General features: G+C 38.1%; 18 protein-coding genes. 8 read left to right on the forward strand and 10 right to left on the reverse strand.

Translation table 11 applies throughout. The annotated features are described in order from the left end of the window. Positions 1 to 5: 5 nt before the first annotated feature. Genes K0A91_RS03250 through K0A91_RS03275 form a run of 6 tightly spaced genes read right to left on the reverse strand, consistent with a single transcriptional unit; the run spans position 6 to position 1,602 of the window. Positions 6 to 269: a hypothetical protein gene (locus tag K0A91_RS03250; RefSeq protein ID WP_295008111.1), complete on the reverse strand. Its 264-nt coding sequence runs from the start codon at positions 267 to 269 to the stop codon at positions 6 to 8. After that, positions 251 to 625, reverse strand: coding sequence for a HipA domain-containing protein (locus tag K0A91_RS03255; RefSeq protein ID WP_295008261.1), 375 nt, complete (start codon positions 623 to 625; stop codon positions 251 to 253). The genes K0A91_RS03250 and K0A91_RS03255 overlap by 19 nt, the downstream gene beginning before the upstream one ends. Further along, positions 619 to 1,062 (reverse strand): HipA domain-containing protein, encoded by a 444-nt coding sequence (locus K0A91_RS03260; RefSeq protein ID WP_295008113.1) that lies wholly within the window; start codon positions 1,060 to 1,062, stop codon positions 619 to 621. The genes K0A91_RS03255 and K0A91_RS03260 overlap by 7 nt, the downstream gene beginning before the upstream one ends. Further along, complete coding sequence (locus K0A91_RS03265; RefSeq protein ID WP_366511619.1) at positions 1,063 to 1,218, reverse strand: HipA N-terminal domain-containing protein; 156 nt, start codon at positions 1,216 to 1,218, stop codon at positions 1,063 to 1,065. Position 1,219: 1 nt separating this feature from the next. Continuing rightward, on the reverse strand, positions 1,220 to 1,384 hold the full coding sequence (locus K0A91_RS03270) for a HipA N-terminal domain-containing protein (protein WP_295008115.1): 165 nt from the start codon (positions 1,382 to 1,384) through the stop codon (positions 1,220 to 1,222). A gap of 5 nt (positions 1,385 to 1,389) precedes the next feature. Next, the gene (locus K0A91_RS03275) at positions 1,390 to 1,602 is read right to left on the reverse strand and encodes a helix-turn-helix domain-containing protein (RefSeq protein WP_295008117.1); all 213 of its coding nucleotides are present in this window, start codon (positions 1,600 to 1,602) and stop codon (positions 1,390 to 1,392) included. 412 nt (positions 1,603 to 2,014) lie between these two features. Between K0A91_RS03275 and K0A91_RS03280 the strand changes: the two genes are divergently transcribed. From K0A91_RS03280 to K0A91_RS03290, 3 genes are read left to right on the forward strand one after another with little or no spacing between them, the layout of a single operon-like run. After that, complete coding sequence (locus K0A91_RS03280) at positions 2,015 to 3,205, forward strand: cytochrome c peroxidase (RefSeq protein WP_295008119.1); 1,191 nt, start codon at positions 2,015 to 2,017, stop codon at positions 3,203 to 3,205. After that, on the forward strand, positions 3,202 to 5,010 hold the full coding sequence (locus K0A91_RS03285) for a multiheme c-type cytochrome (protein ID WP_295008121.1): 1,809 nt from the start codon (positions 3,202 to 3,204) through the stop codon (positions 5,008 to 5,010). Before K0A91_RS03280 ends, K0A91_RS03285 begins: the two co-directional genes overlap by 4 nt. Continuing rightward, a complete protein-coding gene (locus K0A91_RS03290) occupies positions 5,007 to 5,387 on the forward strand; it encodes a thioredoxin family protein (protein WP_295008123.1) in 381 nt (126 codons plus the stop codon). The genes K0A91_RS03285 and K0A91_RS03290 overlap by 4 nt, the downstream gene beginning before the upstream one ends. Before the next feature lie 28 nt (positions 5,388 to 5,415). Here the strand turns inward: K0A91_RS03290 and K0A91_RS03295 are convergent, their stop codons facing one another. The 4 genes from K0A91_RS03295 to K0A91_RS03310 form a co-directional block, all read right to left on the reverse strand. Next, on the reverse strand, positions 5,416 to 6,027 hold the full coding sequence (locus K0A91_RS03295) for a trimeric intracellular cation channel family protein (RefSeq protein WP_295008125.1): 612 nt from the start codon (positions 6,025 to 6,027) through the stop codon (positions 5,416 to 5,418). Continuing rightward, positions 6,028 to 6,555 (reverse strand): gamma carbonic anhydrase family protein, encoded by a 528-nt coding sequence (locus tag K0A91_RS03300; RefSeq protein WP_295008127.1) that lies wholly within the window; start codon positions 6,553 to 6,555, stop codon positions 6,028 to 6,030. Position 6,556: 1 nt separating this feature from the next. Further along, entirely contained in the window at positions 6,557 to 8,656 is a 2,100-nt protein-coding gene (locus K0A91_RS03305) for an RNA degradosome polyphosphate kinase (RefSeq protein ID WP_295008129.1), read from the reverse strand. A gap of 159 nt (positions 8,657 to 8,815) precedes the next feature. Further along, positions 8,816 to 10,054 (reverse strand): apolipoprotein N-acyltransferase, encoded by a 1,239-nt coding sequence (locus K0A91_RS03310; protein WP_295008131.1) that lies wholly within the window; start codon positions 10,052 to 10,054, stop codon positions 8,816 to 8,818. A gap of 104 nt (positions 10,055 to 10,158) precedes the next feature. On the opposite strand from K0A91_RS03310, the gene yajC reads away from it, so the two are divergent. From yajC to K0A91_RS03335, 5 genes are all read left to right on the forward strand, one after another. Then, on the forward strand, positions 10,159 to 10,425 hold the full coding sequence (gene yajC, locus K0A91_RS03315) for a preprotein translocase subunit YajC (protein WP_295008133.1): 267 nt from the start codon (positions 10,159 to 10,161) through the stop codon (positions 10,423 to 10,425). Beyond that, a complete protein-coding gene (secD, locus tag K0A91_RS03320; protein ID WP_295008136.1) occupies positions 10,415 to 11,980 on the forward strand; it encodes a protein translocase subunit SecD in 1,566 nt (521 codons plus the stop codon). Before yajC ends, secD begins: the two co-directional genes overlap by 11 nt. Positions 11,981 to 12,071: 91 nt before the next feature. Next, positions 12,072 to 13,043: a protein translocase subunit SecF gene (gene secF, locus K0A91_RS03325; protein WP_295008138.1), complete on the forward strand. Its 972-nt coding sequence runs from the start codon at positions 12,072 to 12,074 to the stop codon at positions 13,041 to 13,043. A gap of 542 nt (positions 13,044 to 13,585) precedes the next feature. Then, entirely contained in the window at positions 13,586 to 14,731 is a 1,146-nt protein-coding gene (locus K0A91_RS03330; protein ID WP_295008265.1) for an ISAs1 family transposase, read from the forward strand. Between the two features lie 121 nt (positions 14,732 to 14,852). Next, positions 14,853 to 15,191, forward strand: coding sequence for a DUF6394 family protein (locus K0A91_RS03335; RefSeq protein ID WP_295008140.1), 339 nt, complete (start codon positions 14,853 to 14,855; stop codon positions 15,189 to 15,191). Positions 15,192 to 15,294: the final 103 nt, after the last annotated feature.

Genomic DNA, 15,294 nt, shown 5'->3' on the forward strand with positions numbered 1-15,294 from the left:
CAAAATCACAAATATTTTTTAATTGTATCTTGTGCAAAACTTCTAAAAGGATAAGCATCGATATAATAAAATAGGCACTTATTCAATCTAGTCTCGTAGTTCTCTTTATAGGAATTTTTTGCTTTGTTGCTCATGTAAGACCTGTCTATTAAGTCATGTACTTGTTTCTGACTCATAAGAATATCTTTGTATATTTTCTCTAATCTTCTTGGTTTTATCCCAATCATTTTAGCAAAGAGTTCAAAATCTTCTAATGTATAATAACCCATTGCCCCAAAAGCCTTTGTTCATGCTCTTTAAATAGCTCAAGTCCCATAGTAGCGTCTTCTTTTGGTAAATGATATTTTGTGTAGAGAATATCATAGTTTGGAGAGAGTGAATAATCAGCTCTGTCTACATCTCGAATTATTGAAAAGTTTTTCAAATGAGCATCTGCATTTCCAACAAGATAGTTAAGTACAACTCTTTTATAAAAGTCTTCAAGTGCGGGGATATAAGCAGCTATAACCTCTTTGATTTTTAATGCACACTCTTCATAGCTAGATTCATATTTATACGCTTTTGAATGATTTTCCGAGGTATATTCAAGTACAGATGCAAAATCTTCCTGATCTACCTTTACAATTTTTTTTCTGAACCATTAAGAGAGTAATCAAACCTTTTAGTTATATACGCAAGTTCTCCATCACTAAGTTCAATAAGAGCGTTATGCGCTGTTTTTATTTTAAATATCTGAGATGATATCTGCATACTTAGATGTTCGTTTTGTACAATGTCTTCTAAGTTTACTGTATTGTCATGATCTCTTGGTATAGGCTTTAAGATATACATTCCATCCTTATTTGTAGGCACAAGTTCGTTACTGTCGTTTAATTTTAGTGATATTTTGTCTTGTACACCGGAGATAGACATTTTTTCAGACATTTCACCTCTGATTCTATAAAATTCCGTTTTGTCAAAGTTTAAAGGTTTCACACTCTTGCCATCAAAAAGGTTACTTTTGCATTTTGGGCAATAATACAAGCCTTTATCTATATCTTTTAAACAGCCGTAACATCTCATTTATGCCTCCTCAACGGTAATTGCACCGATTGTATTCTCTTGTGTCGTCTTCAATAGTCTTGTAAAATTATCATCCTCATCAATCTTTAATTCCCGACACTGCATTGATTTTAGATTTCCTTCTGAAAGCAGATTAAAGAAGAATGGAAATAGTATTTTAGATACAAACGGCTCTTTTTTTTAAGGGCAAATTTACTGAGATTGCACTTGGATTTTCAGACTGAAGATAATCTTCATAATAAAAAAATCCATATACTCCTCTATCATTTTTACTTAGCTCGCCAATAGGAACTTTATTTTTATACACTATACCTTTTTGCATCTATACTACCCTTTTATTTTGACTTTTACTACTAACTCTAAACCCAAAACTTCAAGAATTTTCTCTAGTTTATCTATGGAAATATTGGCTTTACCTTGCTCAAGATTAGATAGAGCCGTTGAGCCAATCTCGGCATAGTCTTGAAGGTCAGCTTGAGCAATTTTTAACTCTTTTCTTCTGCTTTTGATTGCTGAGCCGATTAAAGATTTTAAATTCATTGAAATTTCCTCAAAAAAATATTTACATTATATAGTAAATTATATGAATATTATGCAAATTATTTTATTATTTTATTATTTTATTATTTTATTATTTTATTATTTTATTACAATATATCGTAAATACAAGATTATAAATACAAATATTTGTTTAAAGTATGCTTAGTGCAATATAACTTAAATTATAACTTTAAATTACAGCACTGCAAATTAACCATGAGTTTTTTGAAATAGTAAACCAAGATGAACCTCATTAGTTCTTAGAAATGACATTAAAAATTTCCTTTTCTTTCATTATACACTTGATTCATCTCTCTTTTTTGCATATACTTAAGGCAAAAAAGGGGATTTGACATGTTAAAAATACTTTTTAGAACTTATGCGCCTCTTGTTTGAGCAAGGACGCAGCTAGATGAAAAAGCTCCTATTTTACTCCATTATAATCGCTTTTGTAGCAGTTGCCTCTATGATAATTGTATCAGCCGTCGTGCCGCCAAAAGATATCCCGATATACAGTGACGATGAATTAAGAGAGATGGCAATAGGCAAAGGACACGGCTCCTTTCCATCTACGTTTGATGGACTTTTAGAGCTTGTGGACGATGCTTCCAACCCAATGACTGTAGAAAAAATCGCTTTGGGTGAAGAGCTTTTTTTTGACACTAATCTCTCAAAAAGTAAAAAAATAAGCTGTGCAACATGTCACTCGTTTGACAGAGAGCTTAAAAACAGCGGCGCTTTGGTAAAAATGCTCACAAAACAGAGTGATAATATTACGGATTGTGCGGCTTGTCATCTGCAAGACCAAAGCGGAGTTGATAGATTTACTTTTGCTCAGGGTGATGCGGGCGCGATGCATCCATATCTTTTAAATACGCAGTCTGTTTTGAATGTAGGATTTGCCAAGTATTACACGTGGAGCGGCGAGGTCGGCAGTATTAAGGAGCAGAGCGAAAATTCCTTTTTAGCTTCTCATAAGATGAATATGACACCGGAAGAGCTTGAGTCAAGAGTAAATGAGAGCGCAAAGTATAAAGAGATGTTTGCCGAGGTATTTGATGGTGGCATATCGCTTGAGAATGCTGCTAAAGCGATAGAGGTATATGTCAAGACATTGGTGACTAGAGCGCCTTATGACAGTTTTTTAGAGGGTGATAACTCTGCAATAAGTGATGAAGCAAAAAGGGGTCTGGCAAATTTTATAAGTTTTGGATGCAAGGGGTGTCACAACGGCATAACCTTTGGCGGTCATACGATTCAGCGCTTTCCGCTTAGAGAGTTTGCACAGCTTTACGACATAGAACCAAATTTCGAGGTAGTTCCTCAAATAAAGAGATTTGACAGAGAGTTCCCTTTTGAAAACAGCGGCGGCTTTTTAGGAAAAGACAAAGAGCATCTCTTTAGGGTTCCAATCCTCAGAAACGTAACGAAGACATCACCCTATTTTCATAACGGAGCAGTCGCAAAGATAAGAGAAGCTGTAAACATTATGGCAAAACATCAGCTTGGGCGCAACCTGACTACGGTTCAGATAGATGAGATAGTGGCATTTTTAAGAACGTTAGAGGGTGAGATAGTAGATTATAAAAAGGAACAAAGATGAGAAGAGTCTTTGTAAAAATTGCTCTGTTTGCAATGTTTTTATCCGGTATCTTTATGTATGAGCCTCTTAGACTTTCTTGGGAGAACTTTAGGGTTGTTCAGCCTCTTCATGTAGTGGGCTCAATCTTGATAACGCTCTTTTTTATGAACTCTTTTGTTTATCGTCATATACGCAGATATTTCTTTATAAAAAAGATAAACAGTGTAGAGGGGTGGCTTTTGCTTTTATCTTTTATTTTGGTTATTCTTAGCGGTGTGTATCTCTTTTTGGTAGGCAACCGTGGCGGAGATATGCTTGGAATAATCTCTTTTAATATTCATCTTTTTGGCTCGTTTGTTTTAATAGCTCTTTTTTTATGGCATGTAGTTATGGCAAAGAGGCAAAATATGCAGCCGCTGGCTCTGTTCGTTGTTATTTTATTCTCATATCCGTCCGTTTCATACAGCAAAATTACTGACCTCTCGCTTCTGGAGATAGAGAAAAAAACAGCTGTTTATCACAGCGAGGATTGGACCTCTTCTGCAAAATGCAAATCTTGCCATAACGAGATTTTTGAGCAGTGGAGCAACTCAAACCATAAACATATGGCTGGCTCAAATCCATACTATATGGTTATGGAGACGCTTGCGGGAGAGGTTGAAGGGCAGGAGTTTCGCAAATGGTGTATGAGTTGTCATAATCCAAGTGCCCTATCTTTAGGTCACCCAAAAACAACGCATGCAATGGATGGCAACTTGGTAAGTAACGAGCACTTTGAGGGCGGCGCAAAAACACTTCTAAATGATTTTAAAGAGCATGGCAATTTTAGAGTTGAAGAGGGTGTTTCGTGTATAACATGCCATCAAATAACAGAGGCAAAGAGCAAAGGCAATGCTTCGTTTACGCTCTCATTGGAGAGGGAGAAGTATCTGTTTGAAGAGTCTAAATCTGATTTGGGACGCTGGTTCGGCGAAAAACTTATCAATTCAAATCCTAAAGTGCACAAAGAGAGCTACTCTAAGGAGCTTTATAAAGAGAGCCGTTACTGCGCCTCATGTCATGACGAGTTCCATCCGCAAAACGGTATAAAAATAGTCTCAACTTACGAGGAGTGGGAGAAGTCGCCGTTTAACAATCCAAAAGATAAAACTAAGCATAAAAGCTGCATAGAGTGTCACATGACCTATATGAAAGATGGTAAATTTTCACCGCTGCGCAGCGCTTCAACTGATGGCGGAGTTATAAAAGATGATGTGAAAGTTCACTATTTTGCAGGCTCAAACCACTTTTTAGCAGGGCTTAGAGATAAAGAGCATGAAGAGCAGACGCTGCAACTTCTTAGAACTTCGGCAAAACTTGATGTTGATATAAAAGAGGGAGTTTTGGAAGTGGGGGTTAAAAATGTAGGTGCAGGGCATCATCTCCCTACCGGTGTGGCTGATTTTAGAGAGCTGTGGCTTGAGGTTGAGGTCAAAGATAGAGATGGCAGCGTAGTTTTCTCAAGCGGCAAACTAAAAAGTGACGGCAATATAGAGGAGGGTAGCAGACTCTTTCAAAAGGTTTTCGGCGATGAGAACTCCAAACCCGTCGGGCTTCTTTTTTGGAAGTACAAGAGACTTCTAAGCGACACGAGAATACCGGCAGGAGAGAGAAGAGTCGAGAAGTTTGAACTCCCAAAAGGCACAAAAAAGTTTCTACATGTAGATGTGAAACTAAACTTTAGAATCTACCCGCAGTGGGTAACGGACGCTGTAAGAAAGGTCTTTCCGGTTCTTTTAAATCCGAACGTAGTTGAGCTTGCAACTGTGAAGAAAGAGTTTAAGTGAAAATATTCTTAGTTTTGTTTCTGATGGCAGGAGCGCTTTTTTCGGAGCACATAAGATGGAGCAACGATTTCGACAAAGCTTTGTTTAAAGCCAAAGAAGAGAAAAAAGAGATAATGCTTTTAGTCTTAAAAAAAGAGTGCGTGGAATGTAAAAAAGTTTTTGTTGAAGTTTTTAATGACAAAGAGGTGCAAGAGAAAGTAAACAGAAAATATATTGCCGTTGTTGCTTTTTTTGAGCATGAGAACAGCTACCCCGTAGAGCTTTTTTATACGCAAAGCTTTCCGACTATATTTTTTGTCTCAAGCAAGGATGAATCTTATCTGCAAAAACCTCTAAGGGGCTATTTTAAGAAAGAAGAGCTTTTAAAAAGTCTTTGATTTAGAACTATAAAGAATCAAGTTTTGGTTATGTAAGCCGTGGCAGATGCCACCCTCGCTTATAGGCTAGAAGTCTTAACGCTATGCTAAAGAGTGCGGTTGCAAGGATGCTGAACTCGTTTATAGCATTAAAGAGATCTAAAAATCCTAAGATAAGAGCGACAATAATCGCTATCGAGCCGTAAAAGTCGCTGATAAGAACAGTTGGCACCTGATTTATCATGATGTCTCTTGTAACTCCGCCGCCAACAGCCGTGATAAAGCTCAGAATTACTATGCCGAAAAAGTTGTACTCTGCGTTTATGGCTAAAAGAGCGCCTGCTATACTAAAGGCTACAAGCCCGATAGTGTCGCTTATTACAAACATCCACTTTCTCTCGATTGAGCTCTCTTTGTATAGTTTAAATATATATGCAACAAAAATAGTCACCATGAGCGTTATTGCCGGATAAAAAGAGGTAAAAGCAAAGGGTGCAGAGTTAAGTATAGCATCTCTGATAATACCGCCGCCAAGGGCTGTTAGCGTTGAAGCTATAAGTATGCCCAAGATGTCGAGATTGTTTTTAATAGCAATTAGAAAACCGCTTATGGCAAAGGCTGTAATGCCTATAATGTCTGCAAATATGAAATATTCTGGCATCTATTTTTGATAGTGTGATTTAAACTCTACATAGCGCGATGCAGAAGCATACAGCTCTTTTACCTCTTCATCGGTGAGCTCCCTGATAAGTTTTGCAGGGCTTCCCATGATAAGCGAACGTGGTGGGAAGATTTTGTTTTTTGTCACCAATGCGCCGGCTCCCACGATCGACTCCTTCCCGATAACCGCACCGTCAAGTATTGTCGCGCTCATCCCGATAAGAGAAGCGTCTTCTATTGTGCAGCCGTGAAGCATTACGCGGTGACCTATTGTTACGTCATTGCCGATGATAGTCGGATGTCCGTCGCTTCTGTCCGCTTTTTTGTGATGTGTTACATGTACCATGCTCAAATCTTGTATGCTGACTCTGTCGCCGATTTTTATATAGTGTACGTCGCCTCGCACAACAGTTCCAAACCAGATAGAGCAATCCTCTCCACATGTAACATCCCCGATAACGTCTGCTGAAAGCGCTATCCAGCTATTTTTACCTATTTTTGGTTCCATGCCTTTAAAATCGTACAACATATTACTCATCCTCACTAAATATTTTAGCAGCCAGCTGCTCGATTGAGCTAGCCCTCTCTTTTGCCGCAGATTTTGTAACCCTGTTTACGTAATCCTCTAAAAGCACATGGTTATTTATAACTTTAGTGCCGTCATTTTTTACCTTTATGTATGAACCGTCACTCTGAAGTTCGTGTGCTAAAGCATTGTCGGCGCACTGAAGTTTAAGAATCTGTATGATTTTTTCTTTGGCTTTTGGATCTTTTATTGCAGTTAAAAGCTCTATGCGTCTTGTAAGGTTTCTAGGCATCCAATCTGCGCTTGAGATATATACACCTGTATCATCATTTTTAAAGTAGAATGCTCTTGCGTGTTCTAGGTATTTTCCAAGGATTGAGATAACTCTTATGTTTTCGCTTATACCTTCTATTCCCGGTTTTAGACAGCAGATGCCTCGAACAATCAAATCGACCTTAACACCTGCTTGGCTAGCTTTATATAGAGCCTTTATCACGTCGTCATCCACAAGCGAGTTCAGCTTTGCAATAATGCGACCGTCTGCTTTTTTTCTCGTCTCGTTTTGGATAAGAGAGAGTATTTTTGGTTTAATCTGTGATGGCGACATGTAGAGCTCGTTAAGCTTCCCTTTTTTGCTAAAGCCTGTTAAAAAGTGAAAAAATCTCGTCATGTCGCTTGTTATTTCGTCTTTAGAGGTAAGATAACTCATATCCGTATATATTTTTGAAGTGGCAGGGTTGTAATTTCCGGTTCCAAGATGTGCATACTGCTTTAGTTTGCCGTTTTTCTTTCTTGTTACAAGTGTTGCTTTGGCATGAACTTTAAAGCCTTTAATACCGTAGATAACATGCGCGCCCGCTTTTTCAAGCGCTTTTGCCCAGATAAGATTGTTCTCTTCGTCAAACCTTGCTTTTAGCTCAACCATAACGGTTACTTGCTTGCCGGATTCACTCGCAGCCATAAGTGCTTTTACGATCGGGGAGTCCGTTCCTGAACGGTAAAGAGTCATCTTAATTGAGACGACGTCAGGGTCTTTTGCAGCTGTTTGGATAAGCTTTACAACCGGATCAAAACTCTCATATGGATGATATAGTAGGATATCCTGTTTTTCAAGTGTAGCAAAAATATTATCACTGCTGTCTAACGGCGGGAGAGTTTTTGTCTTGAAAGATTCTGCAAGGAGATGTGCAAAGTGCTTGTTTGAGACTATCTGCCAAAGGCTTGAGAGATTTAAAAATGTGTGAAATTTAAATATATCATCTTTATAGACGTTAGTGTGGCGATTGAAAAAGTTTACTATCTCCTCGTCACCGTCACTCCCTATTTCAAGTCTTACCATCGCCCCTTTTCTGCGAAGTTTAAGTCCCTCTTCAAGAATTTCCAAAAAGTCATCAGCCTCTTCTTCCTCTATCTCGATGTCTGCATTTCTTGTGACCCTGAAAGAGGCATATTTTATAAGAGAGTATCCAGGAAAAAGATCATCTACGTGTTCTGCGACAAGACTCTCGATAGGAATATAGATGTTGTTCTCAAGCTCGACAAATCTATCTAAAACCCTTGGAATTCGGATGATTCCAAATCTTTCAATAGTTTTGTTATCGCTGTCTCTTAGCTTGACAATAAGTCCGAAACTAAGGTTGTTTAGGTGCGGAAAGGGGTGGGTCGCATCAACGGCAATTGGAATGATTACGGGATAGATATTTTCGTTAAAATATTTGTGGAGGTAGTGCTTTTGGTGCTGATTCACCTCGCTGTAAAGCCTTATGCTGATACCCTCTGCTTCAAGTTTTTTCAAAATCCCGCTCATACAGTGCTCAATTACCTGCTGCTCTTGATGGAGATATTTTCTTATTTCACGAAGCTGTTGAAGCGGTGTAAGTTTATCCGCGCTCGAGACTATGATGCCTGCGGCAAAGAGTTTTTTTAGCCCAGCCACCCTAATCATGTAAAATTCATCTAAGTTTGTTCCGTAGATGGCTAGAAATTTAAGGCGCTCTAAAAGTGGAAGCGACTCATCTTGCGCCTGCTTTAAGACTCTTGTATTGAAATGAAGCCAAGATATTTCACGGTTGTTATAGAGGTCGGGATTTTTGAGATTTAGCATTACTAAAAAACTCCATATAATTATTTTTATAACTTAATTTATCATGCCAAACGAACATGTCCGTTTAGCTACACTAGCCACTGTGGCGCCGAAGCTTGCCTTTAACGAGGCAATAGGCACCTTGTAGTTTTTTAAGATGCCTATTATATCAAATAAAGGTTACTTTATGATTCCGGTTCCGCGCCAGTTTGCCGAATGATAGACGGTTGCGTCGTTTTTTCTTGCATAAAAGCGTATCAGAAGTTTTTGAAGAGTTGGCTCTATGGATGGGTAGAACCAAGCATTATTGCTTATGGCGATTACAAAATCGACATCGCCCCTATATATCTCTTTTCGCGAGGCTTCATAGCATATCGCATTTCTGAACTTTACGCCTTTTATAACAAAATCCGTAGGCGTTGAAGCTGTCTTAAAGTCCGTTGCTCCAGCAAAAAAGATATCGTTTATAAACTCTTTTGCAAATTCAGGCAGAGGGATATACTCTCCAAATGGAACCAAAATCATCTTTTTAGCCACCTGATACTCACCGCCCTCAAACATGTATGTTACATTATAGTGGAGATAATCCTCTATTATTAGAGAGCCGGCAACAATAGATATATCGTGTGAAAGCGTAAGCAACTTCTCTCTGATGCTTGTCGCCATGTTCATATAAAAAGGAAATACAGACTCCGGCAGAACTGCTACATCATACCCTTCATTTGTCGCATTTTCAATCTCTTTATATACCATTTGAAGCGTCGGCTGTAGAGTCTCTTTTTGCCATTTTTGATCCTGCTTTATGTCGGTGGCTATAAGTTTTATCTTAAGCGGAGCATCTTTTTGAACGGGAGAGTTAAAGTTAAAAGCCAATATAAGCAGCAAAAGCGGTGCAAATCTATAGGGTCTTTTAAGGTATCTAACTAGAGTAAGAGCCGCTAAAACAGCTGCAAAATGGTACTTGAAGATGCCTATGTAGCTATCCACGAAAAGAAGCTCTATCTGCATCCAGTTGAAGTCCATCGGCTCAAAAAAAGTTAGCCCAAAGAGCAGAAGGGCTCTTATCACCGTGCTGTTTGTAAGTGCCAAAACCCCAAAAAATAACATGTAGATAATTGCAAAGGCAAGTGTGATAAAAGGCTCCATATAGCCTACACCGTTGTATTTAAAGCTGTAACCTATCCAGTAAAACCATAAAATTCCTATAAAAAATCCAGCAGTCAAGACGGCTCTTTTTGGCATGTACAAAAGGAGAGCCAAAGAAAGAATACCAAAGATTGTGTTTAGTGCTTTTATGGTGATGCCGAAATGTTCTAGATAGAGAAATGCACTAAAAAGAAGTGAAGTTACAACTCCAAGCGTCAAGTCAAAAAGTAGGTGATTATAGGAATTTCTGATATTTTGTATTTTTTCAACCATTTTTCGCAGCTCTGTTTTTTGATGCGAATTATATCAGTATTCAGTCTTTTATTAATATACTTTTTGTACAATGCCCCCAATTTATTCAAAGGAAACTCGTACTCATGGAAATATTAAGTCAGCTATTACCGTTTATATTTTTAATTGCAATTATGTATTTTGTAATTATTCGCCCTCAGCAAAAAGAGGCAAAAAACAGACTAGAGATGATTCAGGCTCTAAAAAAAGGTGACAGAGTTGTTACAACAGGCGGAATTATCGCAACGGTATATAAAGTTGAAGAGCAATTCTTAAGCGTTAAAATTAACGAAGAGACGACTGTTAAAATAACAAAAGAGGCAGTTGCTAGAAAGTACGAGGATGAAGCTTAATTATCGCATAGTTATATTTGCTCTTGCAATAATTTTTGGCATCTTCTTCTCCGCTCCGTCTCTGTTTCAGATGCAAGACGGAAAAAAAGTCACATTGGGACTTGACCTTCAAGGCGGGCTTCATATGCTTCTTGGCGTAAAAACCGAAGAGGCTGTAAAGTCACGTGTAAAATCAATTGCAGCAAGCATAAAATACTTTAGCGAGCGAAAAGATATCCTTATAGACTCACTTGCGTTTGATGAAAACGGCGTTACGTTTGCCCTTTTGGACAAAGATGATTTAAAGGCTATGCAGTCGTTTTTACATGAAATAAAGGGCGCCATCGTAGTTGTTGTGGGTGATAGTATCTCTCTTAGTCTAAGTGATGAGGAGATTGCAAGAACGCAAGAGCAGGCGATATCGCAGGCGATAGAGACTATTAGAAACAGGCTTGACCAGTTTGGTTTGGCTGAGCCGGTAGTAGCAAGACAGGGAGAAGAGAAGATTCTTGTCCAGCTTGCAGGCATTAAAACCATAGAGGATGAGCAACGCGCCAGAGAGCTAATATCACGCGCGGCAAAGCTTGAACTTATGGCGGTTGATGAAGATAGAATCGCCAGAGTTCACACTATGAGTGATAATGATGCCGCATCTTACGGCGATGTGATTTTAGAGGATGTTTCAAATCCTAACATAAAACATCTTGTTCGAGAGATTCCTGTTTTAGACGGTTCAATGCTAACGGACGCAAATGTCGGATTTGACGAGAATAACCGTCCTCTTATAAGCTTCTCTCTAAATGCGGAGGGTGCGCAGATATTTGGCGATTTTACAGGTAAGAGTGTCGGTAAAAGATTGGCCGTTGTTCTGGATGGCAAGGTCTATTCTGCTCCTGTTATAAATGAGCGTATAGGCGGCGGAAGCGGTCAGATTTCAGGCAACTATACGGTTATGGAAGCAAAAGATTTAGCGATCGCTCTTCGTTCAGGTTCTCTTTTGGCTCCTATTTATCTGATGGAGAAACGCTCAGTCGGCCCAAGTTTAGGGGCTGACAGTATTAAAGCAAGTATGGTTGCACTAATCGGCGGATTTGGTCTTGTAATATTTTTTATGATAGCTTACTACAGAGTTGCTGGAATTGTTGCAAATATCGCGCTTATTGCAAATCTACTGATTATATTGGCAGTTATGAGCCTCTTTGGAGCAACGCTCACGCTTCCTGGAATGGCGGGTATCGTATTAACGGTAGGTATGGCTGTTGATGCAAACGTTATTATCTCTGAGCGTATTAGAGAGCTTCTAAATCAGGGAGCTTCAATGCACAAAGCAATAGAAGAGGGCTACGCAAACGCGATACGCGCTATTTTGGATGCGAATATAACGACTCTTATTGCGGCTGTTGTGCTTTATGCTTATGGAACCGGTGCTATAAAAGGTTTTGCTATAACGATAAGCATAGGTATTTTAGCTTCGATGCTAACGGCAATTCTTGGAACGCATGGAATTTACCAGATGCTTGAGAGCAGAATTCAAAAAAGTAAAAACAACCTTTTATGGTTCGGGATAAAGGGTTAAGCTATGAAACATTTTTTCATCGAAGATGAATCTTTAGTGATTGAGTATAATTTGGACTTGTTCAAATTATGCGAGAAAGAGTAGGCGAGTTATGGAATTTTTTAAATATACAAAAACCTTTAATTTTATGGGCAAGTCGAAACTTGCAATGATACTCTCTATTGTTTTGGTTTTAAGTTCGTTTGCTATTTTAGCGACAAAAGGTTTTAATTACGGTGTCGATTTTGCAGGCGGAACAATAGTTCAGGTCAAATACGATGGCGCTGCGCCGATTGACGTGATGAGAGAGAAGCTAAAGAGCAACACACTCTTTGATGGCGCTTCTATTACGGAGTTTGGTTCCGAGGATGAGGTAGTTATCCGCATGAGAACAGCAACGGGAGATGTAGTTGTCGATGTAGGCGACATTGCGAGCCAGACGCTTGTGGGCACAGGAGAGTTTGAGATTCGTCGTGTTGATATTGTAGGTCCAAAGGTCGGAAGCGAGCTAAAAGAGAAAGGGATAACCTCTCTTATTTTAGCTGTCATCGGAATTTTAATCTATGTTGCGTTTAGATTTGAGTGGAGATTTGCTGTTGCCTCAATCATAGCACTTGTTCATGACGTCTCGATAGCTCTTGGAGCTATAGCATTGGTCGGTTTAGAGGTTAACCTTGACGTTTTAGCTGCACTTCTTACAATTTTGGGTTATTCGCTAAATGATACTATTATCGTTTTTGACCGCATACGTGAGGGAATAATAAAAAATAGAGACAGCGAGTTTAGTGAAATAATTGATATATCAATTACAAACACGTTGGCTAGAACTACGTTAACTTCGCTTACAACCCTTTTTGTGGTTTTTACTCTGTTTATGTATGGCGGCGAGATAATTCATGCTTTTGCCTTTACTCTTTTAGTAGGTATTGTCGTGGGAACATACTCATCTATTTTTGTCGCTTCGCCTACACTGCTTGTTTTAGGGTTTGATGTGAAAAAATATCATATAAACCTTGCTCAAAAAGCTGCAAGAGAAGCAGAAAAAGATAGAATGAGAGCTCAGTTCGAATCTGGAGTTATGTAAGGTTTCATACTCTCATTTTTTTGGCATAAGCCAAAACTTCAGTGTCTGAACATCTTCTGAACTTTGTTTAGGATATGTGAGTGATAATAATAAGGCTCAGTTCGAATCTGGAGTTATGTATGCTTCTTCCTCTTCTTTGCGAGCCAAGGCTCGGTAAATTATTCATTATAAAACTGCATTACTCTTTAGTTAACCCAATAAAAGTTACAATAAACAAAAAACGGGTTCGTTATGAGCAGTGTTACATATTTAGTGTTCTTTTTGTTTGTTGCTTTTTGGGTCTACTCTATCATATCTGTCTATGGAGCCAAATTTAAAGATGAGAAGCAGAAAACATTTTGGAGGATAGGCATAATTTTTGTGCCGCCTTTGGCATTTTTTTATCTTTTTATGAAAAAAAACTTAATTCTTAAATAGGTAAATCCGATGAAAAATAAAATTTCACTTAATCAAGAAATTAAACTTGGATGAGATTTTGCTTGTACTCCTAAAACAAGGAGTATCCCATCAAAACACAGCGCACAAAAAAGCTCATCGAAGCTCTGAAAAATATCCCGGATTATAGAGTTGATACAGGAAAAATAGAGTATCCACTCCATGAAGTTTTGTTTATGACACTCTTTGCGCTTCTCAAGGGCAATACAACTTTTAAAGATATTTTTGCTTGGATGACATTCAACAAAGAGAATGAAATACTCAAAAAGATATTTGAAAAAGAGAAAGTAAATGTACCTTCTCGTTCCACGCTGCATGCGTTGCTTATTAATACAGACAACAATGCACTAGAAGCTGTTTTTAGGGAGTTCTTTTTAGAGCATATTCTTCAAAAAAGTATTGCCGTGGATGGAAAATGGCTCAGAGGTAGTGATGTTAATGGGCAGTATACACAAGAGTCGCACAAGGCTATACTTAATATCTTAGACAAAGATATTAAGATTGTTTTTGCTCATAAGTTTTTAGATAAAAATAAAAAGAGTGAGATAAAAGCACTTCAAGAAGTGCTTGATGATAATTTTTTTAGTGATGATGGACAAATATTTTCATTTGATGCACTTTTAACACAATCAAGCATTCTAAACACTATTGATTCTCAGGGAAATAAATATATTGCCAAGTTCAAAGACAATCAGAAAAACTTAAAGCACAAGGCTATTGAAACAATCGACGCATTCCAAACCCCAAGTGACATTTATGATGATAAAGAAGGGTATCTCAGCGAAAACAATAAAAGAGTCACCAGAACCATAGAGGTGTATCAAAATCAAAACTGTAACATCGTGATGCATCATGAGACATTTGATAATATTCAATCGCTTATCAAAGTTACCAAAACATTAACAAGCCCTATCACCACAGAATGTACTCAAACTGTGCAATATGCCATGGCTAATTTCAAAACAACAGCCCAAGATTTTCATGAGAAGATACTCCAACATTGGAGGGTTGAAACGTATCATTATCATCTAGATATGTTATTGGAAGAAGACCAGCATATTGCCTATAAAGAGCCGTTTTCTATAGCAATACTTAGAAGTTTTGCTATCAATCTTTACCAGCTGTTTTTAAATGCCAATAAAAATAAAAAAGTTCTACTAACAGGAAAAACCACAATGGCAGAGATTAAAAGAAATTGTCTTTATCGTGATGATTTTACTGCAGAGTTATTTGAACAGAAAAGTATCATTTAAGGTTTGTTTTATTTTTCATCGGATTTACCTAATTCTTAAATGAGCGACATAAAGACTTCAGTCGCTCCTTAAGATACTTTTTGTATAATCTCCCCAATTAATTTTAAGCTAAGGTGTCAATATGGATTGGGGCAAAGTAATATATGTATTTTTTTCGTTGATGAGTTTAACATCAATCGCAGGTTTTTTATACGAGCATAGTGCTGTCGCACTTTTTGCAGCAGGCAGTTTAAACCTAATTTCCACATTTTTAAAAATTGGTGTCAGAAACCTTCTCTCCGCTGAGCTTTTAGCTTCCTCTTTAGTTGCAGATTTGCATCTTATTCCCGCTTTTATCTATCTTGAAGTAGTCGGAAATCTTGAGTGGGCAATAGCGCTTGTAATAGGTGCATTAATAGCAAATATATTTTCAATGGGTCTTGTCTATATAGAGAGCTCAAAAAATCGCGAAGAGTACTAATTTGTTGTGCGCTAAATGAGCAATACCCAAAAGTGAGGGTACGCGAGCCCATTTAGCCACGCTAAGACCGCTTGGGTCACAAAACCTTTGGTTTTTTTAGAAA

Source organism: Sulfurimonas sp. (assembly GCF_019429335.1).
Lineage (GTDB): Bacteria > Campylobacterota > Campylobacteria > Campylobacterales > Sulfurimonadaceae > Sulfurimonas.